Origin of the sequence: Pontibacter pudoricolor, assembly GCF_010092985.1 — a bacterium.
In the GTDB taxonomy this organism is placed as follows: Bacteria; Bacteroidota; Bacteroidia; order Cytophagales; family Hymenobacteraceae; genus Pontibacter; species Pontibacter pudoricolor.
Window position 1 is genome coordinate 3,769,662 of record NZ_CP048106.1, and the last position, 22,015, is coordinate 3,791,676.

The window sequence follows — 22,015 nt, forward strand, 5'->3', positions numbered from 1 at the left end:
ACCTGCTCCATTAATGCACATCACCATTTTACACCAGCACCACGCCAGCCCGGATTGCCCGGCTACGTGCAGGCAATATTCTTTTATGGAGAAGCTGGCCCGGCGGCATAAAATTACGCTGGTGGCTACCAATGCCTGGCGTATACTGCAGGTGACGCATACCTATAGTTGGGTGCCCAAAGGTGTAGAGCTAAAAGAGTGTACCGTAGCGTATGCCAACAAAATGGGCGTGGTAATGCGGATGCTGTCGTTTGTTGGGTTTGCAGCCTGCGCATTTTATAAGCTGATGCGCCTGAAAAAACCTGATGTGCTGTGGGCGGTGTCGGTGCCTTTGTCGGTGCCTTTTGTGGTGGCGCAGGTTGCCAGGTTACGCAATGTGCCGTGGGTTTTTGAAGTGCAGGACCTGTGGCCATGCTTCCCGATCGAGATGGGAGCCGTACGGTATAAGTGGGTGCAGCGCCTGCTTTATAAAATGGAGTACAGCCTGTATAAAAGTGCGGCACATATTATCACACTCTCCCCGGACATGACGGCTTATGTTGTGGCGAAAGGCATAGATCCGGCTAAAGTTACCACCGTACTTAACGGAACCGACATTGAGAAAGCAGCTGCTATAAACGACGCTGATGTTGAGATGATCCAGGTAAACTATAAGCTAAATGGCAAGCAGGTGGTTTTGTATGCTGGAACTTATGGCCGCGCCAACGATATCCCAACTATAATGCAGGCGGTAGAACTGCTGGCAAAAGAACCAACTATAGTTTTTGTGTTAACCGGAACCGGCTATTACGAACCGCAGCTACAAGAACTGGCGCAGCGCGTGCCTAATTTGCTGCTGCTGCCACCGCAATCCCGCGACCAGGTATTTGGCTTGTTTAAGTTAGCTGATCTGTCGTTGGTTACTTTTAATGATCTGCCTGTGCTGAAGTCTAATTCTCCAGCCAAGTTTTATGACAGCCTTGCCTGTGGTACCCCGGTCATAGTTACCAACCCCGGCTGGACCAAAACTTTTGTGGAGAACTATAGCTGCGGCTGGTACACGCCGGCTGAGCAGCCTGCTGCATTAGCTCAAACTATAAAACAGGTTTTAGGAGATAAGCCGACATTAAAAGAAGCTGGCTGTAATGGCGCAACTATAGCGCGAGAACTTTTCGACAGGAGGGAATTGGTAAAGGATGTGGAAGCCATACTCAATAACGTAGCAAAGCGGTAGTTCTATTTCTTCAACAACTCTCTAAAAGATTCTTTCCCAATGGGTAGCCGCTTTAAGTTGTTGATGAGCAGCAATGCTCTGTCAATCCGAAGCTGGCTGTTTTTAACGCCGGCTACATAATACAGGATATAGCGTTGCTTGCCGGGCGGCAGCAGATCAAAACGACGTTTGGCTTCGTCATCCTGGCTAAAAATCTCGGCTAACTCTTCCGGTGTTTCCATTCCAAATTCGCTTTCGTCGGGCTCCAGTTTTACCTGTACTTCATCGCCACGCTGCAAACCAAGTTGTTTCAGTCGTTTGTTATTGATGCTGATATAGCCACTGCCTCCACCTAACGCCACCAACCCACCCTGGAAAGTAAGTTTATCATTTATAGTACAAAGCACGCGCACTTTAAATTTGCCACCCAACTGTTCTATTACTTTGGCTGGCACTTCCATGTAATGCCCCGGCAGGTGCGGCAGCTTGTTGATGCAGGCTCTATAGTTTATAAGTGGGTGCATTTTTACAGAGCAGGGGCTATAGTTTAATAATTTCTAAATAAGGCTGGTGCGATCTTGTGGCTCGTACTTTTATAGGTCTGTAAGAGAAAGTGAGTACGAGCTACAAGCCCGTACCAGCGGAGGCAATTGAAAGGATATACAGCCTTACTTTAGCCTATAGTCTTTAGGAATTTCAAAAAGAGACTTATCCAACTTAGCAGGATTAACCTCCACAGCAGAAATGACAAGTTCAGGAGAACCATCTTGGGAAAGCACTTCTACTTTCAGGGTTACGCCGTCAAAAGTACCATTTTTGATTAACGTGTTTTGGTAGCCAAATAACTGGGCCAGGAGCGGATAATTTGCTACTTTTAGGCCTTTTGCAGTCCATACGTAACTCGTTTTGTCGACCCCGTCGATAAATGCCCGTTGTATAACTTTGTACTTCCTGCAAGCATACCCAAGCACAGAGTCCTGTTCATGCACAAGGGTAATTTCTTTAGGAGCATACCCCTGCATCACGGGCTCCATTCCTAGGGAGGTTGCTGTATAGGTTGAATTGTTGACGTTGAATCTGGTGGAGTCTGCTGTGTTCACAACAATGTCTCCAGCCCTGTGCATAGCGGGTGATCCTTCCAAGACGCTATACTTGTACCATGTGTTTTTAAATAATGCTTCTGTCTTACTAAGCGTCTTGCCAGGCACCATAACACCATAGCCATTTTTCTCCAGCTGTGTGTAAATGACTTTTCCTTCGAAATAAACAGAATCCTGCCCTCTACATAGGGTAGCCAAAGATAAAAAGACAAGAATGATTGTCAGCAGTTTCATTTTTTTCTATTGTATCTAAATCTTTATTGAGTTAGTTTGTTAAGATATTGATTTCCACTCTTCTATTCTTTGCTCTACCTGCTTCAGTTCGGTTAGATGTTTTCGGGTTCAGTTCTCCCATGCCTTTTGCTGTTATTCTATCAAGAGCAATGCCCTTCCCCACTATATAGGCCATTACAGCCATCGCCCTTTTCTCAGAAAGTCTTTGGTTTCGGTTTTCATTGCCAACATCGTCAGTGTAGCCAGTAATCAGGATGGCAGAGGCAGGATGCTCTTTGAGAAAATCAATCAGCTTGTCGAGCATAGGAAAAGCACCCGCCTGTAATTCGTGGCTGTTGAAAGCGAAGCCTGTCTCTTCTATCGAAAAAGTTCCTTCGAATGATTCTGTCGCTAAGTCAGGAGTAACTGAAGGCGTCGGAATAAAGGAAGGCTCTGTCTCTGCTTCTTCCAAGGGAATGATACGAACGTTGTCATAGCAGTAATAAACACCTTTGGTGTAGCCTGTAAGACTTGCAAGTTCTGTTTTGTTAGCTACAGCAAAATTACTGATAGTTAGATATCGTTCTCCTCCCCTGGCCGTATAGGTTCCTGTTACCCTTACCCACTCATCTCTGGAAGAGATCAGGGGATAAGCTATTGATTTAAGGGAAACATATGGGGTTTGGTAAGCGAATGGCGGTTCAGACTGTTTGAATTCTGTTCTGGTTAAAGCAACAGAAACCTCTGAGATTGCTTCTTCCACCGCAGTACTTTTAATGACATACAGGCTTATCTGGTAATTCTTCCTGCGCCGTAGTGGCTCCACAAGCTCAACCTGTGTTACCTCACTCCAATTGCTGTTAAACCACTGGCAGAGGCACACTTCCCCAAACGCAATATTCAGGAGCTTTTGAGGACTTCCCTCTGGATTTAAAATTGGATTAGCAAACGGGGATTTTGCAGGTATACGATTGTCTTGGGAGGTAATATCAGGGGTGCCTGCAACAATTTTCCAACCATCTACCGAGCCTCTGAAATCTTCTAAACTTGGATTCCGAACCAAATTCTGTCCTAAAACGCTGTTTGTAGCAAGGAGTAGCAGTATTGCTAAAAGTAGCTTCTTCATCATTTGTTTATAATTGCTAAAACTAGTTTTTAAGCAGAATATACTTAACAATATAGCCTAAAAACCATATACCAACAAAAAAGCCCGCCGCAACTATAGTTACAACAGGCTTTTATAGTTTATAAACTCAGCTCTTAAATTCCGCCCAATTTATTCTCCGGGTCGTCGGGTATGTTGGGGAAGTTTTTCTGGAAGAAGGCGCAGAAATGGGTGAGGGGGCATTCTTCGCATTTAGGGCGGCGCGCAATGCAGATGTAACGGCCATGAAGTATAAGCCAGTGGTGTGCTTTGGCAATCAGTTCTTCGGGCAGGTTACTTACCAGTTCGCGTTCAACTTCCAGTGGTGTTTTCGCTTTTTTATCTACCAACCCTAAGCGCTTGCTTACCCGGAACACGTGCGTATCTACGGCCATGGCCGGTTGGTTCCAGATAACCGAAACGATGACATTGGCTGTTTTACGACCTACGCCGGGCAGCTTTACCAGTTCTTCCACGGTGCTGGGCACTTCGGAGTCAAACTGCTCTACCAGCATGCGGCCTAAACCTGCCAGGTGCTTCGCCTTGTTGTTCGGGTACGATATACTTCTGATGTACTCAAATATCTCTTCTGGAGCGGCAGCAGCCAGTGCCTCCGGGGTAGGGAAAGCTTCGAAAAGGGCAGGCGTAACCATGTTCACACGCTTATCAGTGCATTGCGCGCTCAGCACAACGGCCAGTATAAGCTCGTAGGGGTTGGTATATGCCAGTTCGGTTTCAGGCTCCGGAAAGTTATTTGTAAAATAATCGATCAGGAGCTTATAGCGTTCTTTCTTGCGCATAAAAAAAGTTTGCAGTCGGTTAAGACTGCAAACTTAAGCTTTTTGAGTAATTGAGGATGTTATTTATAGCACGGTCGCCCGGACTTCTGGACGCGCCGTCTAATAATCGTTGGATCAGCAGGAGATCGGAGCAGTCGTCGGCCAGCTCGTTATCGTGCATAAGTGCTACCTCCAGCTGTTTCCGGGCATCATCTGCCAACTCATTGTATACATACTGGATAAGCTCATTCTGAGTAGATGTTTTTATCATAAGCAATATTACCGTTTAGCATCTTCTTCCTGAGATTGATAAGCGCATAGCGCATACGTCCCAGAGCTGTGTTGATGCTCACACCGGTAGCGTCTGCTATCTCCTGGAAGCTCATGTCGGCGTAATGGCGCATCATAAGCACTTCCCGCTGCGATTGTGGCAGCGTCTGGATCAGCTCGCGCAGGCGGGCAACGGTGTCTTCCTGTATCTGCAACGACTCGGCAGAGTCGGCGGCAAATGCAAGCGTGTTAAACACATTGCTTCCGTCTTCCAGCGTGATCATCGGGCTTCGCTTTTCTTTCCTGAAAAAGTCGATTGCCAGGTTATGGGCAATACGGCATATCCAGGACGAAAACTTGCCTTCTTCGTTATACCGTCCGCTCTTCATGGTGTGGATCGCTTTAATAAAAGCATCCTGCATGAGGTCTTCGGCCGTGTACGTGTCTTTAACGATCAAAACGATCGTTGTAAATACTTTGTTCTTGTGTCGGTTTACTAACTGTTCGAACGCATTCTCATTACCTGAGATGTAGAGCGAGACTAAAGCAGAGTCGCTCATCTGGGTAGTTGTATTCATCGTAAAGCTACATTAGTTTAACGTAGAGCTTTATATCATATTGTGCGTTTAAGGTTTTTGAACAGTTTTATTTAAGAATGGTAAATCAAATATATGTAATGCTTTTTGTTTGTGCAACAAGTGCAGAAGCATAAGCAATAAAAAACTTATCCTACGTTAGCTGAGCATCTCCTTTGCAAACAAAGGCATCAGATTTTTTGTAAAGATGTATACGTTGGTATAGTATAAAAGAGTATGAAATTAATTTAATTTATTTTTCCACATATAGTAACCTGCTGTATATTAATATATTAAATTTCAGATAATCTATAAAAGAGGACTGTAGCAGACTATAGTTCTTAATTGGTAGACGTATAAAAAAAGCCTGCGAAGCTGCAGTTATAGTTACAGCGTCGCAGGCTTTTCAGGTCCTGCATTCTTCCTGCAGATTTAAATTGCCTGGTAGTCTATCAACCCTAAGCGCATCTGGAAAACCTGGGCAATGCTTAGCGCTTTCTGTTTTATCTCTTCCGCTCTGGCGCCTTCAAAAAGCTCGTCAACGGTTTTTACAAACAACTCTACCCAGCGGGTAAAATGCTCTTTAGACAAAGGTAATCGCATGTGTTTCGGAAAAGGCTGCCCTTTGTAGGCCATGCTCCCAAAAAGCACCGTGCTCCAGAAATTATACATTAATGGCAGGTGGTGATCCCAGTCAATTTTGGCAAAGCCGTTAAAGATAGGGTCAAGCAGGTCGTCTTCGTTTACATGGTCATAAAACGTATCTACCAGCGCCTTTATATCATCTTCGTTTTCTATGTCCCGCTTCATTACAGCTCTTTTCTCAGTCAATACTTTTCTACGATGCAAGTATAGACTATAAGCCACAGTCATAAAATGACATTGATCAGTATCAGGAAATTAGTGAGTTATGGTTTGGGGGTACCCCTTCCAAACCTTCCCCTTTTATCGAGGGCCCTACTCCCAAAACAGGGGAATGAGCCCTGCTATTGTTCTATAGTTTATCTTTTGTCATTTCGACCTTTGGGAGAAATCTGGGTTCTATAGTTGGCTATAGTTGCAACCTGAATCAAGTCATCTTTCCATAGCCTTCTTTAATCCTGGGAGCTTTACTTGCCTATCGTTCTATAGTTGGCTTTGGTGCCCTCGTGGCCGGGAGGCCCCGTCTTCGGGCATCGCGCGGTGTACATTTCCTTTGCTCGTTCCTCGCAATGCCTGACGGCACCGGAAATCTACAAGGCGCTCAACCCAAAGACTGCGATCAGTTCGATAGCTAACTTTATAGTTGCTTGGAGGAACTATAGTTGCATCGCTTTATCGTGGCTATAGTTCCGTAGGGACAGGTCGCGACCTGTCCGATCTTAGGCTGTAACTATAGAACTATAGAGGTGACTGTAGCTAAGGTAAAAAGTCCCCCTTTGAAGGGGGCAGGGGATGACAAACGGAAACTATAGAACTGTAACTACCAACTATAACCATAGCCAAAATTCCCCTCCTCGGAGGGGCAGGGGTGGGTTAAAACAGCAGCTATAAAACGAAAACATCAACTAAAGCAGTAGCCTAATCCTGTCAATCCATTAAATCTCACTTAATCCCGGTTCAAACAATGCCTCGTTCCTACCATGCCAGGTGAGTCAGGAGACGCAACACCATTCTAAGTCACGAGCGAGGACGCTCGCACCAGCAATACCAACTATAGAACTATGACTTTTACAAAACTCCTCTCCTGTTTTGGGGGTAGGGGGCCTCTTCAAAAGGAGAGGGTTGGGGGAGGGAAATCAAAACCTCAACTATGGAGCAACAAAAAACCTTCGCTGGAACCAGGTCCGGCAAAGGTTTTCTGAAGTATTCGGTATGTAAAGTTTTATCCTCTGTCGTATTTCTTTAAACGGTTCAGTATAAGTAAAATGCGTCGGTTAATTTCTCGTTCTTCCACTGGTTTGCACTGCGCCGAAATATCGCATGGCTTCTGCAGTTTTTGTTCCAGTGCTTTCAGGTGGTCCAGGTAGCACTCTAAGGTAGTGCACGAAACGTTTTTTAATGAGTCTTTTTGGGTGTCAGCTATGCCGTTCTTTAAATTTATAGCTTTGGCAATTTCTGCATTTATCAGCTTAGTTACGTCTGTACTTGTCGTAATTTCCTGCTGGTACACCTTCTTCTCAATGTTTCCCAATAAACTTTTGATGTCCAGTAATTCCATAGTGTCAATATCTAATAGTAAAAAAATCTTTAAAGCGTATGCTTCCGCGCTCCACAAGGTACAGGACCGGAGCATACTGATTAAACCGTAAAGGCAATGTTTATAATAAGATAATTTGCGTGCGCTAATCGTTACACAACTATAACAGAAATGCAGTGCAGGCGCACATGTCGAAGGACAGTCGGGATTTGCTGAGGAAAAAATACCCCGTCCTCTAAAAAGTTATACTTCTAAGATAACCACTGTGTTACAGTAATATGGATAAAAAATCGATACTACACGTGTAATTGTTGTAAGGCGCTGGAAATCAAACGGGTATATTTAAGGCGTGTTCTGGGGGCTCTCTTAACTATTATTTAACCTTAAACTTTAGTTTAAATTTGAATATTGGAGGCAAAAAACAATACCCTGCAGTTAAAACAATTATCCTGCTGCTTACCTTTGTGACGTGCCATGCGCTGTAAACTATAAGGCTGGGTATAGTACAAAGGTTTTACAAACTATAGAATGAAAGATAAGAAGGGGTTGGGAACTATAAAACACGACCCGTACGCAGTGCTCAGGTTGCCTGAGTTCAGGTTATACATTTCGGCACGCTTATGCATTACGCTGGCCATGCAGATACAGGCCGTTATAGTTGGCTGGCAGATCTATGATATCACCAAAGACCCGCTATCGCTTGGCCTTATTGGGTTGGTTGAGGCTATTCCATCCATTATTGTATCATTGTATGCGGGTTATTTAGCCGATATGGTGCCGCGCAAAAAGATCATCATGGTTGTGATATCGATGCTGATGTTGTGCTCTGTGGCGCTGCTTTATTTTACCTTAGATATAAGCAATACAATTGCGCTGTTCGGGGTGCTGCCTATTTACGTGATCATTTTTATAAGTGGTATTGCACGTGGCTTTATGAATCCGGCCGTGTTTTCGTTTATGCCGCAGCTGGTAACGGGCAAACAACTATACGCCAACGCCATTACCTGGAGCAGTACAACGTGGCAGGCCGCATCGTTGGTTGGTCCGGCCATAGGAGGTTTGGTGTATGGCTTTTATGGCATTACAGCTGCCTATGCCACCGATGCCATACTGGTATTTTTATCGCTGGTGTCTTTTGCGCTGATCGGGGCTAAACCGTTGCCGGAAAATATTAATCCGCAGAACCTGAAGAAAAGCTTGCGCACTGGTATAAAGTTCGTATTTGGTAACCAGGTTATTCTTAATGCCATTTCGCTGGATATGTTTGCTGTGTTGTTTGGTGGAGCTGTAGCCTTACTTCCAATTTTTGCTTCTGATATTTTAAAGATTGGTCCCGAAGGTCTTGGGTTTTTGCGTGCAGCGCCAGCAGTAGGTTCTGTAATTATGGCTGTTTGGATGGCCTATTATCCGATAACTGTGCAGGCCGGCAAAAAAATGCTTTGGTGTGTTGCTGGTTTTGGCGTGAGTCTTATTTTATTCGGTTTCTCTACCAGCTTCTGGTTCTCGCTGGTAATGCTTATGCTAAGCGGTGCTTTCGATAGCATTAGTGTCATCATCCGCTCTACGCTTATTCACACGCTTACTCCCGAGTACATGAAAGGCCGTGTATCCTCGGTTAACAGTATTTTTGTGGGTTCGTCTAACGAGATCGGGGCATTCAGGGCAGGTGCCATGGCCAGCTGGCTGGGCGCGGTGCCGTCGGTTGTGCTGGGTGGTATGATTACCTTAGGTGTGGTAGGCGTTACCGCCTGGAAAGCAGACAAGCTCAGAACCCTGGACCTGGAACCGCAAACTGCCTGAGCATACCTATAAACTAAACTATAATTAAACAGAAACGGCACTACCATAAGGCAGTGCCGTTTTTATGCTACTTGCTTTCTGATTTCTGAGTTTCAGTGGTTGCTGCAGCTTTTTTGCTTTTGTGCGGGCGTCTGTTGCCATACGTGCCCTTTGTAATTTTGCCTTTTCTGGATTTTTTATCTCCTTTTCCCATAATTGGTTTAGTTAGTTAGCTGATGCATTCTAATACGGGGAATAGATGGCAGTAGGTTATAAGTTTAAACTATAGTTTCGTGGGCACCATTTATAGTTACTCCAGCAGTATGCGCTGGCGCACTACCTGTTTGCCTGTTGCCGCCGTCAGAAAAAACAAGCCTTTGTATTGTTTCAGATCAGCCATGGGCAGTTCCAGTAAATGGCGGTCGCTCCTTACAGTTTTAGAATACACTACCCTGCCGGTCATGTCTTTTAGTTGCACAAGGGTTTCGAGGTCAGCTGCGTTACTGATGGCGATATTACAATCCCCGTTAAGGCAGGGGTTTGGCACCAGTGCAATTTCTATAGTTTCAGATGCATCCCATGTAACAGCTATAGTATTAGAATAACTTGTGGTATTATCGAAGTCTACTTGCTTTAAGCGGTAATAGTTCAGGCCTTTCTGAGGAAGCTTATCCGTAAAACTATAGTTTGAAGTAACAGATGTTGTGCCGCGTCCCTGCACTATAGCTATCGTTTCATAAGTTTTGCCATTCCTGCTGCGTTCCACATCAAAATGACTGTTGTTAATTTCGCTGGCTGTTTCCCACTTCAGGCTAATGCCGCTTTCTGTAACTTTGCCTTTAAAGCTTGTTAGTTCAACTGGGAGGGGGGTAATATCTCCACACTCAGCATCTTCAGGTAGCCTGAGGGGTATTTGTTTATTTTGCCTTCCTGGTTCAACATATTCTATAGTCATAGTAAGGGTTCTGTCCTGCCCGGGAGAATCAAACGATTTAGCATTTACTTCTATAGTAGCCGATCCAATGATCTCTTCTTCATCTCCAATCTCTATAACTCCGCTACTGCCGTGACTGGGATTGAACCGGATTCTTTCGATTGCAGGACAATCATTCTCACCACCTTGGTTTATTTGATAGTCAACAGAGATTATGTATAAGTCTGGGGAGCCGGGCTGGAAAACTATTGAGACATAACCTATAGAAATACATGAACCATCGGTATAGTTACACGGAATAGGTTCTTCATTTCCTTGTGCGAATATCTTACCGGGGATCAAGCCAAAAAGTAGTAAGCTAATAAGGAATATTAAAGGAGTAAACTTTTTCATAGCGTGGGTATTTAGGTACAGTCTCACGTGGCATCAGCTGCATACCCGGCATAAATGGGTAACGAAGTATAATTGCTCTAAGGCAGAGGGTGGCACTAAGGCCGGCGTAGAGGAGGTGCGTTGCACGTACAACCAGGAGGGTAAAGTTGCCTGGCTTGCGGCTGCCAGGCAAAAACGTGTCAGGAAAATAATCTGTGGCACAGCCTTCAGCCATACATATGCAACGGCTATATACAGGTGTACGATTGCATTACCTTCACGTTAGATTTACATTGCCCTTTTTCGTGAAAATAAGTACAAATCAGGTGAATAACGTATAGCACTGCCCCGGGAAACATCTTAGTAAAAAGCTAAACCTTTTTAGTCTTGCTGCTGTTACAAAAAGATGCCTTAACCTGCTGTGATGCCAGATTTTCAATACCTATAGTTTGCATAAATTATAGGATAGGACTTACTGGATAAACTGCTTCAATAAGTAGGAGGGTATTCGTAACTTTACACAATTATTAAAAGAAAGAAAATGGCTGCAGCAACGGCATTTCCTGTTGCTGGCAAAGCTGGCGCTACTATGGCAATAACTCCCGACTACAACATCGACGAACTCGACGCACGTCAGAATATTATTATAAAAGGCGCACGTGTTCATAACCTTAAAAACCTGAGCGTGGCCCTGCCGCGCAATCAATTTATAGTTGTTACCGGCCTTTCCGGTTCCGGCAAGTCATCGCTCGCTTTTGATACGTTATATGCCGAAGGGCAGCGCATGTATGTGGAAAGCCTTAGCTCGTATGCCCGCCAGTTCCTGGGCCGTATGGATAAGCCCGATGTAGATTATATCAAAGGCATCAGCCCGGCCATAGCCATCGAGCAGAAGGTAAGTATAAAAAATAACCGCTCTACAGTAGGTACCAGCACCGAAATTTACGATTACCTGAAGCTGCTTTATGCGCGCATTGGCAAGACCATTTCTCCGGTTTCGGGTGAGGTAGTGAAAAAAGATACTGTAACAGACGTGGTAAACTTTGTTTTCTCTTTAGAAGATGAAGCCCGTGTGATGATACTGGCGCCGCTGTTGCAACACAAAGACCGTTCGCTGGCCAAAGAGCTTGACCTGTTGTTACAGAAAGGTTATTCCCGGATTTATGCCAACAGCGAAGTTTACTTTATAGAAGAGCTGCTGGAGCAGAAAAAGCCCAATCTTGGCAAAGAAGTTTATATCCTTATCGACCGTGCTGTTATCTATAAATCAGACGAAGACCTGCAGTTCAGGATCGCTGACTCGGTGCAGACTGCTTTCTATGAAGGAAATGGCGAATGCCGCGTAAAATATGGCGATGGCCAGGAACGTGTGTTCTCCGATAAATTTGAGCTGGACGGGATGGTGTTTGAAGAGCCGTCAGTTAACTTTTTCAGCTTTAACAACCCCTATGGTGCCTGCCAGACCTGCGAAGGTTTTGGCTCAGTGCTTGGCATAGATCCGGACCTGGTTATTCCTGATAAAAGCCTGACCGTGTACGAAGGTGCTATCGCGCCCTGGCGTTCCGATAAAATGAACGAATGGCTGCAGCCGCTGGTAAAAAACGGCATCCGCTTCGATTTTCCGATTCACCGCCCTTACAACGAGCTTACCGAAGCCGAGCAGGAATTGCTCTGGACGGGTAATAAGTATTTCGAAGGGTTAAACGATTTCTTCAGGCATATACAGGCACAGACGCATAAAATTCAGTACCGTGTTATGTTGTCGCGTTACCGTGGCCGCACTACCTGCCCTGAGTGCCGTGGTTCGCGTTTGCGTAAAGATGCCAGCTATGTAAAAGTAAATGGCAAAAGCATAACCGACCTGGTACTCATGCCAATTACACAGGTGCTTTCGTTTTTCAGGGACATCGAGCTTACAGAGCACGAGCGCAATGTAGCGGACAGGCTTGTAATTGAAGTTGCAAACAGATTAGGGTATTTAGAGCGGGTTGGCTTAGGTTATCTTACACTAAACCGGTTATCCAATACACTTTCCGGTGGCGAAAGCCAGCGTATTAATTTGGCGACATCATTGGGTAGTGCACTGGTTGGTTCTATGTACATCCTGGATGAGCCAAGTATAGGTTTGCACCCGAAAGACTCGGAACAACTGATCGGCGTGTTGCGCACACTACAGCAATTGGGCAATACCGTTATAGTGGTGGAGCACGAAGAAGAAATGATGCGTGCCGCAGATCAACTGATCGATATTGGTCCGGAAGCTGGTTCGGGTGGTGGTAACCTGATGTTTCAGGGGACTTTTGATGAACTTGCTGAGAGAGGAGATACTTACACAGCCAAATACCTGAGCGGCCGCATGGAAGTGCCGGTACCGGCGCAACGCCGTAAGTGGCGCAACGCTATCGAACTGATCGGGGCCCGCGAAAACAATCTGAAAAACCTGTCAGTAAAAGTGCCTCTGGGTGTGATGACCGTGGTAACCGGCGTGAGCGGTTCTGGCAAATCAACACTTATCAAGAAGATTCTGGCGCCAGCTATGCAAAAGCTCCATGGTTCATCTTCAGAGTCTACCGGAAAGTTTGATAAACTGGCCGGCGATTACAACAAGATCAGGCATGTAGAGTTCGTGGACCAGAACCCGATTGGTAAATCGTCGCGCTCTAACCCGGTAACGTATGTGAAAGCGTATGATGCGATCCGTACACTTTATGCCGATCAGCCTTTGGCCAAAGCCCGTGGGTTTAAGCCATCGCATTTCTCTTTTAACATTGAGGGCGGCCGTTGCGAAGTTTGCCAGGGCGAAGGACAGGTAAAAATAGAAATGCAGTTTATGGCCGATATTTACCTGACCTGCGAAAGCTGCCACGGACATCGCTTTAAACAAGATATTCTCGACATCAAGTATAAAGAGAAGACCATCTCCGAAGTACTGGACATGACCATTGCCGACAGCATCGACTTCTTTGCTGACCAGCCGAAGATCATCGAAAAAATGAGACCCCTCAATGATGTAGGTTTAGGTTATATCCGGTTAGGGCAGTCGAGTAATACCTTGTCGGGTGGTGAAGCACAGCGCGTAAAACTGGCATCGTTCCTAACAAAAGGAGCCCAGCCGCACCAGGAAGATATCCTGTTCATTTTTGATGAACCAAGTACCGGCCTTCACTTTCACGATATCAGCAAGCTGCTGACTTCTATAAATGCTTTAATTGAAAATGGCAATACAGTAGTCATCATCGAGCACAACATGGATATCATCAAATCCGCAGACTGGATCATAGACCTTGGCCCGGAAGGTGGTACGAATGGTGGCTACTTGTTATTTGAAGGTACCCCGGAAGAAATGGCGAAACTGGAAGATAACCACACTGCGCGTTTTCTGAAGGATAAACTATAGTTTGAACTATAACCATAACTGTAAAAAGCCGCAGTAACTATAGAGTTGCTGCGGCTTTTTGTTTTACCTCACCCCAACCCTCTCCTTTTGAAGAGGGCCCCTACCCCCAAAACAGGAGAGGGAGTTTTGTAAAAGTCATAATTCTATAGTTCGTATTGCTGGCGCGAGCGTCCTCGCTCGTGACTTTTTATAGTGTTGAGTCTCCTGACTCTACTGGCCGGCAGGGACAGGTATTGTCTGAACCGGGATTTACAGGATTAATGGATTCTCAGGATTAGGCTACTGCTTTAGTTGATGTTTTCGTTTTATAGTTACTGTTTTAACCCACCCCTGCCCCTCCCAAGATGGGAATCTCTGATGTTGCTATAGTTGAGGATATCGTTTTATGGTTTCCGTTTGTCATCCCCCTGCCCCCTTCAAAGGGGGACTTTTCTGCTACTGCTTTTTCAACTTGTCATTTCGACTAGCGGGAGAAATCTGAATTAGCTATAGTTACAGACCAAGATCGGACAGGTCGCGACCTGTCCCTACGGAACTATAGCCACGATCAAGCGATGCAACCATAGCCTTTCAATCAACTATAAGGTTAACTATCGAACTGATCGCAGTCTTTGGGTTGAGCGCCTTGTAGATTTCCGGTGCCGTTAGGCATTTCGAGGAACGAGCAAAGGAAATGTACACCGCGCGATGCCCGAAGGCGGGGCCTCCCGGCCGTGAGGGCACCAAAGCTAGCTATAGAACGATAGGTAAATAGAGCTCCCAGGATTAGAGGCAGCTATGAAAGAAAAGGCTTGGTTAAGGTAAGTAGAGACTATAACTATAGAATTCAGATTTCTCACTTTGTTCGAAATGACAAAAGAGAAACTATAGAACGATAGCAGGGCTCTTTCCCCTGTTTTGGGGGTAGGGGCCCTCGATAAAAGGGGAAGGATGGGAGGGGGTAAATCCAGAAACTATAGAACAATTAAGATCCCTCACAACTACGCCGGTTCTCTTTGACTCCCGTCTCAAGAATGCTCGAAATGACAAAGACTTATACACCATAAATTACTAACTTGCCGTAAAGCAGCGGAAGCTGTTAATCCAACTATACATTCATCATCAAACTATAAAACATGAGAAAACGAATTGTTGCCGGAAACTGGAAAATGAACAAGACCTACGAAGAAGCGCTGTCGCTTGTGTCGGAGATCGATAACATGGTGAAAGACGAAGTAACCGGCGATGTGACTGTAATTGTGGCACCTCCTTTCCCGTTCCTGCAAAGCGTGGGCAAACTTACCCAGGGCAACGACCTGATGCATTTGGCTGCCCAGAACGTGAGCGAGCACGAAAGTGGCGCTTATACTGGCGAAGTATCGGCAAGCATGCTGAAGTCGGTTGGTACGGAGTATGTGATTATCGGGCATAGCGAGCGCCGTATGTACCACCACGAAGATGCACAGACACTTTACAAAAAACTAAAAGCAACTATAGCGCAAGGCTTAAAACCAATCTTCTGCTGCGGCGAACCCCTTGAAGAACGTGACGCGGAGAATCATTTCGAGTATGTAGGCAAGCAGCTGCACGACAGCCTTTCGTACCTGAGCAACGAAGAGTTTGACCAGGTGGTAGTAGCCTATGAGCCAATCTGGGCGATAGGTACAGGGCGCACAGCCAGCAGCCAGCAGGCACAGGAAATGCACGCGTATATCCGTGAGCAATTATCTAAAATGTTTGATGCCGAAGCCGCTTTCAACTGCTCTATCCTATATGGTGGTAGTTGTAACCCGGGCAATGCCAAAGAATTATTCTCACAACCAGATGTAGACGGCGGACTTATCGGAGGAGCGTCGCTTAAATCAAGAGATTTTGCCGATATTATTAAATCGTTCTAATATTAAAATAGAAGGAACCAGAAAGGCTGCTAATACATTATGTTGGCAGCCTTTTTTGTTGCTGCAAATCGTTATCTTTGAGTAAAATGTGAGTTATGCCTATTGTTTTTACTTTCTGGCTGGCACTTCTGCCTTTTCTTAGTCCTGATGCTCCTGCTCCGGAACCTGCTATAGTTGGCAAGGATTATTGTAGAATTTACGGTTCTGTTTATCTGGAGCGCGATCCAAAGTATAAGAACAACGCCTCCCATACTGTTTTCCTGGGTGAGGAAGAAGCATTTGCCGATATGGTAGTGTACCGCGAGAACAATAAACTCTTTGCGGATGCTACAGCTGTTTGGTATATTACACCTAGCAAGGCGTTTGCAGATCACATTTTATATGTAACCGATAACCGAAACCTGGCAGATATAACCGTGCACTTTACAACTGTGCGCTCCTTTGCCGCTTGCCGCGAATAACATATACCATGGATTTTATAGAAGTAACTTTAAAAGTAAACGCTGATTTCGCAGATATATTTACTGCTGAGCTGGGAGAACTGGGCTTTAACGCCTTCGAAGAAAATGAAGACGGTTTTAGCGCCTACATAGACGAAGACCAATTTAGCCAGGAAGCGCTGGAGGAAGTAATAAACCGCTACGCAGAAATGGTGCAGGTAGAGCACGCTATCAAAAAAATAGAGCGCCAGAACTGGAACGAAGAATGGGAACGCAACTTTGAGCCTCTTTTTATCGGTGATAAAGTGTCTGTACGGGCCTCGTTCCACGAGAAACCAGCCAATGCAGTATACGACATCGTGATCAATCCGAAAATGTCGTTTGGAACGGGGCACCATGAAACTACCACCCTTATGATAGAAAACCAGCTGACACTGGATCACCAGGGCAAACGTGTGCTGGATATGGGTTGTGGTACCGGTATACTGGCGATAATGGCCGGCGAACTGGGTGCCTCAGAAATAGTAGCCGTTGAGATAGAAGACTGGACCGTAGAAAATGCCCGCGAAAATGCCGAGCTGAATGGTTATGCAACTATAGATGTGCGCCTAGGCGGTGCTGAAACTATAGATGGAGACCAGCCTTACGATATCATTCTTGCCAACATCAACCGCAATGTTTTGCTGGAAGATATGGCTGCTTATGTGGCTGTGCTAAAACCACAGGGCTACTTACTATTAAGCGGATTTTATACCGAAGACCTCCCGATGCTGCAGGAACGGGCAACCGAACTGGGGCTAACATACCTCTCGCACCGCGTAAAGAACAACTGGGTTTCCGCGATATTTAAGAACAGCTAACACCATAACAGTACTGCTATGAGGTACAAACTTTTACTCTTTCTGTTTTTATCCACAACAATTATAGCCCAGGCACAGAGCAAGTTCTCTAAAAAGCCGGACGAATTTATTGCCGAGGCTAAGGCGCTGATGGTTGCTGGTAAGTTACCCAATGCCGAACAGCTGAACAGCGAGCTCGACGCCATTTGGAACGGTGGTAAGCTAACCGACAAGCAAAAGGACCAGGTAATAGATATTTCGCAGCAGATGTATCGCAAGAAGATGCGCTCTAACCCGCATTTTTCTGATTTCTTTACCATGCTGGCGGCAGGTGTAAACAAACATAACCTGAGCGGAAACAGCCTGAACAACATGCTGGACGTGACAGCCAAGGCTGTTGACAGCGAAGACATGGCAGGTTTAGGAAATTTTCTGAACACAAGCAGGTTGTACCTCACCACCGGCCGTATCTTCCAAAAGCCTAACTATAGACTATATGCCACAGGCGGTAATTTTAGTTTTGTATACGAAGGCGCCAGTAAGAAAACGGACGATAAAGAAACTCAGGGCACAAGCGAGTGGGATAATATTTCGTGGGATGATGAAGTAAGCTCCGATGAAGAAAATATAGACGATGGGTGGGGTGCTCCTGTTGTAAAACCAAAATCTGAAGAGCAAAAGAAGGAAGAAGCTAAAAAGGCAGCACAACGCCGCAAAGAAAGCCGCAAGCAGATGTACATCCCGGCTCAGCCTGCTTTGTCCGGCCCTACGCTGAAGCTGGAAAGTGTTGACATTGTTTTTGCGACCAACTTCGATTCTACGGCTATCCATAAAACCAGCGGACAGCTAATGCTGGCAAAAGGCATTTTTGTAGGCGAAGGCGGTTCATACGACTGGGAAGCAGGCGGCAGTAAAGCTTCGGCTATTTTCAGGAAGTATAATTTTGATATCACCTTTGCCGGATTTAAAGCCCCGGATGTAACGCTTACTTACGATGCTGTTTTAGCCGCACCGGTAGAAGGTGCTTTTGAGTTCAGAAGTACAAAACGTGGTGCTAAGGGCGAAAAGATGTTCCCGCGGTTTGCCTCTTTTACGAACGATGCAAAAATTAAAAACCTGGGCGAAAGGATCAGGTATGTAGGCGGCTTCTCGCTGGCCGGCGACCTGATTGGCAGCCGGGCACTGGATGAAAGCTTATCAGAAATATCGGTAGTGGATGGAGGCAAACGCAAGTTCAGTTCGCAGGCGCTTAACTATACCCTGAACGATTCCGTTATAGTTGCTTCGCGGGCAGCCGTTTCTATTTACCAGGAGAAAGACTCTATCTCGCACCTTGCTGTGCAGTTACGCTACTCCAAACCGCAGAACCGCCTGGTGCTAACCAAAGACAAAGGCCCTTTTAGCCGAACCCCGTTTTACGATACCTATCATGAGATGGAAATTGTAGCCGAACGTGTTGCCTGGGACCTGAACACGCCATTCATAAACTTCTCGGTTCTGAATACCAAAACCATTATTCCTGTTCAGCTGGAGTCTACGGAATATTATTCCAACAACAAGTTTCAGCAGATGGTAGGTATTGCCACGTTTCATCCGCTGGTAGCGCTGGTATCTTATGGCGCTAAAACCAAAAAGAATGAGTTCTATGCTTCTGATGTAGCAAAATTCAACAAGGTAAACGAACAGGCCATTAAGCAGGCGGCTCACAATTTATCCCGCGAAGGTTACCTGGAGTATGATAACGCAACCGGCTATATAGCCCTTAAGAAAAAGGCATGGTTGTATGTAGGCGCTTCTAAAAAAGTACGCGACTACGACCACATCGTGATCCGCTCTGTAGTGCCATCCGGCCGAAATGCTACGCTTAACATGGACAACAATAAGCTGGAAGTGCGTGGGGTAAGTAAAATTGCTTTCAATAACGATACAGCCAGCGTTTACATCGTGCCGGATAGCAGTATCGTTCGCATTCTGGATAACCGTAATATTGAGTTTGGGGGTAAGATATTTGCCAGCAGTCTGGCCTTTAAAGGTTCTCAGTTCAAGTTCGATTACGATGAGTTCATGATCGATATGCAGCAGCTCGACACCATTGCCCTGATCACAAGCAACCGCAAAGCAACGAGAGGGGAGGTTACTAACCAGGTGCTGACAAGCCGTTCCGGCAAACTTACCGGCAAACTATACATCAACAAACCGGATAATAAATCAGGTAAAGAATACTACCCGGACTACCCTAAGTTTGATGCACCGGTTGGTGCCCAGGTTACGTTTAATAGGCCCGATGTGTTAGGTGGCGCTTATGATAGCACCGTTTACTTCGATATGCCGCCCTTCAAACTCGATAGCCTTAGTTCGGGTAAAAATACGATCGGTTTTGAAGGTACTTTCCACTCTGGTGGTATCTTCCCGGTAATAAAAACGAAGCTGATCATGATGCCGGACCAGACGCTGGGCTTTTATCATCAGCCGCCGGCAAAAGGGTTACCTGCTTATGGCGGTAAAGGCATAGCCTACGATACGGTTATGATGAGCTCGCAGGGTATACAAAGCAAAGGCACCCTTACCTACCTTACTGCAACCCTGGAAGCCCCGGAATACACCTATTACCACGATGCTGTTAAAACACAGAAAGGCGCTACGGCAACTATAAAAGAAGAAAAACTGAACGGCACAGAATTTCCGGTAGCCACGCTCAACAACTTCCAGATGAACTGGCTGCCGAAAGCCGACTCGATGTACCTGACCACTGTAAAAGAGCCGATGCTGATCTATAAAGAAAAGTATAAGTTTAAAGGAGTGGCCAAGTTGTCGCCGGGTGGTATGTATGGTAATGGCGAGCTCGATAACCCTGTTGCCAACGTTACTTCACCGGGATTCCTGTTCAAGCAGCGCAGCTTCTCGGGCAATAACGCACAGATGATCGCAAAATCGGATGTGCAGGTAAGGCCGGCCATAAAAGCCCAGGGTGTGGAGTTTAACTATGACATGACCAAAGGTGCGGTGGATTTCGGTATTGAAAAAGTAGGGGCGGCAAGTATAGAATTCCCGAGAGCACAGTACAAAACATCGATGCGCAGTGCACGCTGGGATTTCGCCACCGAAAGAATTACGCTGAAGGCAGACGAGAAAGGCGGGAAGAACTACTTCTACTCGATGCACCCGGAGCAGGACTCGCTTAACTTTATGGCGGGTAGCGGCGTGTACGATCTGAAAAAGAATACGATCCTGGCTGGTGGTGTACCTTACATTGCCGTGGCCGATATGTATGTTATCCCTGACAGTGGCAGAGTAACCGTATCAGCAGATGCAACGATACGTACGCTGCGTAACTCCCGTATTCTCGCCGACTCGGCGCAGCAATATCATAAACTATACCAGGGAAACCTGGATGTAAAAGCACGAAAATTACTGAACGGAACAGCTTACCTTGATTATCTGAACGCTGCCGAAGACTCGTTTAAACTACATTTTACAAACTTTACGTTCGATAATCCGCAGGGCAAACGCAAACCGATCTATTCTTTTGCAACAGCCACTGTAGAAGAAAAAGATAAGTTCTATATCTTCCCGAGAATCATGTTCCGGGGTAAAGTGCTGATGCATGCTACCAAACCTTACCTGGATTTTGATGGCGAGCTGAAGCTTAACTTTACCGGAAATGAGGCTGCGTCTGACTGGTTTGCTTATCAGAAAGATACCCTGAATCCGACCAACGTCCGTATCCCGATCCAGAAAGCAAAAGCTGCCGACGGAACACCACTGCGAACAGGTATTCACGTTTCAGCGGCTACAGCCACACTATACAACACCTTTGTTTCGCAAAAGCAGAACGAAGATGACCTGGACCTGTTCCTGGCAGATGGCGCTATTTCTTACAACAAGGCCAATACCGAATTTAAGATAGGGCGCGAAGACCGTGCGTATGCCAACTCTTACCAGGGCAATGTGCTGCGTTATAGCGAGGCTACCAACAGGCTGCACTTCGAAGGTAAAATGAACCTGCTAAAATCTACCCGTAACTTTAAAGTAGAAGCTTCTGGCAATGGCTCGGCAAACGTAGACAGCAGCCGTTATAACATAGATGCTTTCCTGGCTTTTGATATGGAAATGCCGGAGCAGGCCCTTATAGCTATGGCTGAGCACCTGGAAGAAAATACCCAAAGTGCGCCGGAAGCCCTTGACGGCAGCGATGCAACATACTATAAGCTGGGCGAATTTATCGGGGACCGTGGCGTACGCAGGTACATCAGCGAGTCGGGCGGAAGCTACATTCCATTGCCTAAAGTAGATAAATCACTTATCCGAAGCCTGATTCTGAATAAAGTAGACCTGAAATGGTCTAACGAGCAGAAGGCGTGGTATAGTACTGGTAAAATAGGTGTTGCCAGCATTCTGAAAGATGATATAAATGCCATGGTTGATGGTTACATGGAAATAAAGCAGGACCTGAACGGCGAGCCGGTTATGAATTTATATTTGCAGGCCGATCAGTATACTTGGTATTATTTTAGCTATTTAGAGAACGGATTGACCCTGGTAGCCTCGAACGATAAGTTTAATAAAGCAATCAGGGCTAAGTCGAAGCGGGGCCGTGGCACCACTACAAACTATGGTTTTTACCCGGGCGAGACCATGGATAAAAATACTTTCCTGGAGCACATGAGCAAAAACTACCTGAATGGGAAATCGGGCTTTAAGGTAGCAACACAGCAACCGGAGATCGATTCTACAGACAATATGGAGGTTTTGGATGAAGCCCCTAAGAAGGAAAAAAAGAGGAAAAAGAAAAAGGGAGGCGAGGCTGAAGGTGGAAGCGAGCCCGGGCCAGATAACCGGTAACTATAAATATAGCGTATACCATTTATGAGATGCAGGCTTTAGATTTAAATTAAGATTTATCTATATTTGAGATTCTAAAGCCT

Annotated in this window: 18 protein-coding genes; 7 read left to right on the plus strand and 11 right to left on the minus strand. The window is 45.8% G+C overall.

From position 1 onward, the window contains the following. Positions 1-13 precede the first annotated feature (13 nt). Positions 14-1,213 carry a glycosyltransferase family 4 protein gene (locus GSQ66_RS16365; protein WP_162428446.1) on the plus strand — a complete coding sequence of 400 codons (1,200 nt, stop codon included), beginning with the start codon at positions 14-16 and terminating at the stop codon, positions 1,211-1,213. A 2-nt stretch (positions 1,214-1,215) separates the two neighbouring features. On the opposite strand, the gene GSQ66_RS16370 is transcribed toward GSQ66_RS16365, so the two are convergent. The 8 genes from GSQ66_RS16370 to GSQ66_RS16405 form a co-directional block, all read right to left on the minus strand. Then, positions 1,216-1,716 (minus strand): DUF1905 domain-containing protein, encoded by a 501-nt coding sequence (locus GSQ66_RS16370; RefSeq protein WP_162428447.1) that lies wholly within the window; start codon positions 1,714-1,716, stop codon positions 1,216-1,218. 144 nt (positions 1,717-1,860) lie between these two features. Further along, complete coding sequence (locus tag GSQ66_RS16375) at positions 1,861-2,526, minus strand: DUF4412 domain-containing protein (protein ID WP_162428448.1); 666 nt, start codon at positions 2,524-2,526, stop codon at positions 1,861-1,863. A 31-nt stretch (positions 2,527-2,557) separates the two neighbouring features. Then, on the minus strand, positions 2,558-3,634 hold the full coding sequence (locus GSQ66_RS16380) for an OmpA family protein (protein WP_162428449.1): 1,077 nt from the start codon (positions 3,632-3,634) through the stop codon (positions 2,558-2,560). A gap of 131 nt (positions 3,635-3,765) precedes the next feature. Next, positions 3,766-4,449, minus strand: coding sequence for an endonuclease III (gene nth, locus GSQ66_RS16385; protein WP_162428450.1), 684 nt, complete (start codon positions 4,447-4,449; stop codon positions 3,766-3,768). Between the two features lie 19 nt (positions 4,450-4,468). Beyond that, positions 4,469-4,699 (minus strand): hypothetical protein, encoded by a 231-nt coding sequence (locus GSQ66_RS16390; protein ID WP_162428451.1) that lies wholly within the window; start codon positions 4,697-4,699, stop codon positions 4,469-4,471. After that, the gene (locus GSQ66_RS16395) at positions 4,674-5,276 is read right to left on the minus strand and encodes an RNA polymerase sigma factor (RefSeq protein ID WP_162428452.1); all 603 of its coding nucleotides are present in this window, start codon (positions 5,274-5,276) and stop codon (positions 4,674-4,676) included. Before GSQ66_RS16395 ends, GSQ66_RS16390 begins: the two co-directional genes overlap by 26 nt. A gap of 429 nt (positions 5,277-5,705) precedes the next feature. After that, entirely contained in the window at positions 5,706-6,104 is a 399-nt protein-coding gene (locus GSQ66_RS16400; protein ID WP_317164202.1) for a group III truncated hemoglobin, read from the minus strand. 1,033 nt (positions 6,105-7,137) lie between these two features. Next, positions 7,138-7,473, minus strand: coding sequence for a hypothetical protein (locus GSQ66_RS16405; RefSeq protein ID WP_162428453.1), 336 nt, complete (start codon positions 7,471-7,473; stop codon positions 7,138-7,140). Between the two features lie 507 nt (positions 7,474-7,980). Between GSQ66_RS16405 and GSQ66_RS16410 the strand changes: the two genes are divergently transcribed. Next, positions 7,981-9,252 carry an MFS transporter gene (locus tag GSQ66_RS16410; protein WP_162428454.1) on the plus strand — a complete coding sequence of 424 codons (1,272 nt, stop codon included), beginning with the start codon at positions 7,981-7,983 and terminating at the stop codon, positions 9,250-9,252. 67 nt (positions 9,253-9,319) lie between these two features. Here the strand turns inward: GSQ66_RS16410 and GSQ66_RS16415 are convergent, their stop codons facing one another. From GSQ66_RS16415 to GSQ66_RS16425, 3 genes are all read right to left on the minus strand, one after another. Then, positions 9,320-9,445, minus strand: a complete 126-nt coding sequence (locus GSQ66_RS16415; RefSeq protein WP_162428455.1) for a 30S ribosomal protein THX — start codon at positions 9,443-9,445, stop codon at positions 9,320-9,322. A 96-nt stretch (positions 9,446-9,541) separates the two neighbouring features. Beyond that, on the minus strand, positions 9,542-10,558 hold the full coding sequence (locus GSQ66_RS16420) for a T9SS type A sorting domain-containing protein (protein WP_162428456.1): 1,017 nt from the start codon (positions 10,556-10,558) through the stop codon (positions 9,542-9,544). Further along, positions 10,524-10,772: a hypothetical protein gene (locus GSQ66_RS16425; RefSeq protein WP_162428457.1), complete on the minus strand. Its 249-nt coding sequence runs from the start codon at positions 10,770-10,772 to the stop codon at positions 10,524-10,526. Before GSQ66_RS16425 ends, GSQ66_RS16420 begins: the two co-directional genes overlap by 35 nt. Positions 10,773-11,126: 354 nt before the next feature. On the opposite strand from GSQ66_RS16425, the gene uvrA reads away from it, so the two are divergent. From uvrA to GSQ66_RS16450, 5 genes are all read left to right on the plus strand, one after another. Further along, positions 11,127-13,934: an excinuclease ABC subunit UvrA gene (gene uvrA / locus GSQ66_RS16430; protein WP_162429114.1), complete on the plus strand. Its 2,808-nt coding sequence runs from the start codon at positions 11,127-11,129 to the stop codon at positions 13,932-13,934. A 1,115-nt stretch (positions 13,935-15,049) separates the two neighbouring features. After that, entirely contained in the window at positions 15,050-15,811 is a 762-nt protein-coding gene (gene tpiA, locus GSQ66_RS16435) for a triose-phosphate isomerase (protein WP_162428458.1), read from the plus strand. A 95-nt stretch (positions 15,812-15,906) separates the two neighbouring features. Next, positions 15,907-16,272 (plus strand): DUF6150 family protein, encoded by a 366-nt coding sequence (locus tag GSQ66_RS16440; RefSeq protein WP_162428459.1) that lies wholly within the window; start codon positions 15,907-15,909, stop codon positions 16,270-16,272. A gap of 8 nt (positions 16,273-16,280) precedes the next feature. Next, positions 16,281-17,111, plus strand: a complete 831-nt coding sequence (gene prmA / locus GSQ66_RS16445; protein WP_162428460.1) for a 50S ribosomal protein L11 methyltransferase — start codon at positions 16,281-16,283, stop codon at positions 17,109-17,111. Between the two features lie 18 nt (positions 17,112-17,129). Next, positions 17,130-21,932, plus strand: a complete 4,803-nt coding sequence (locus tag GSQ66_RS16450) for a hypothetical protein (protein ID WP_162428461.1) — start codon at positions 17,130-17,132, stop codon at positions 21,930-21,932. The last annotated feature ends 83 nt before the right edge of the window (positions 21,933-22,015 follow it).

What these genes read in the sequence shown, in the direction of transcription:
- GSQ66_RS16420 (WP_162428456.1), bottom strand. Translation starts at nt 10,558, where the DNA reads ATGAAAAAGTTTACTCCTTTAATATTCCTTATTAGCTTACTACTTTTT.
- GSQ66_RS16415 (WP_162428455.1), bottom strand. Translation starts at nt 9,445, where the DNA reads ATGGGAAAAGGAGATAAAAAATCCAGAAAAGGCAAAATTACAAAGGGC.
- GSQ66_RS16375 (WP_162428448.1), bottom strand. Translation starts at nt 2,526, where the DNA reads ATGAAACTGCTGACAATCATTCTTGTCTTTTTATCTTTGGCTACCCTA.
- GSQ66_RS16405 (WP_162428453.1), bottom strand. Translation starts at nt 7,473, where the DNA reads ATGGAATTACTGGACATCAAAAGTTTATTGGGAAACATTGAGAAGAAG.
- GSQ66_RS16380 (WP_162428449.1), bottom strand. Translation starts at nt 3,634, where the DNA reads ATGATGAAGAAGCTACTTTTAGCAATACTGCTACTCCTTGCTACAAAC.
- GSQ66_RS16370 (WP_162428447.1), bottom strand. Translation starts at nt 1,716, where the DNA reads ATGCACCCACTTATAAACTATAGAGCCTGCATCAACAAGCTGCCGCAC.
- GSQ66_RS16410 (WP_162428454.1), top strand. Translation starts at nt 7,981, where the DNA reads ATGAAAGATAAGAAGGGGTTGGGAACTATAAAACACGACCCGTACGCA.
- GSQ66_RS16440 (WP_162428459.1), top strand. Translation starts at nt 15,907, where the DNA reads ATGCCTATTGTTTTTACTTTCTGGCTGGCACTTCTGCCTTTTCTTAGT.
- GSQ66_RS16450 (WP_162428461.1), top strand. Translation starts at nt 17,130, where the DNA reads ATGAGGTACAAACTTTTACTCTTTCTGTTTTTATCCACAACAATTATA.
- prmA (WP_162428460.1), top strand. Translation starts at nt 16,281, where the DNA reads ATGGATTTTATAGAAGTAACTTTAAAAGTAAACGCTGATTTCGCAGAT.
- GSQ66_RS16425 (WP_162428457.1), bottom strand. Translation starts at nt 10,772, where the DNA reads ATGGCTGAAGGCTGTGCCACAGATTATTTTCCTGACACGTTTTTGCCT.
- GSQ66_RS16390 (WP_162428451.1), bottom strand. Translation starts at nt 4,699, where the DNA reads ATGATAAAAACATCTACTCAGAATGAGCTTATCCAGTATGTATACAAT.
- GSQ66_RS16365 (WP_162428446.1), top strand. Translation starts at nt 14, where the DNA reads ATGCACATCACCATTTTACACCAGCACCACGCCAGCCCGGATTGCCCG.
- tpiA (WP_162428458.1), top strand. Translation starts at nt 15,050, where the DNA reads ATGAGAAAACGAATTGTTGCCGGAAACTGGAAAATGAACAAGACCTAC.
- uvrA (WP_162429114.1), top strand. Translation starts at nt 11,127, where the DNA reads ATGGCAATAACTCCCGACTACAACATCGACGAACTCGACGCACGTCAG.
- nth (WP_162428450.1), bottom strand. Translation starts at nt 4,449, where the DNA reads ATGCGCAAGAAAGAACGCTATAAGCTCCTGATCGATTATTTTACAAAT.
- GSQ66_RS16395 (WP_162428452.1), bottom strand. Translation starts at nt 5,276, where the DNA reads ATGAATACAACTACCCAGATGAGCGACTCTGCTTTAGTCTCGCTCTAC.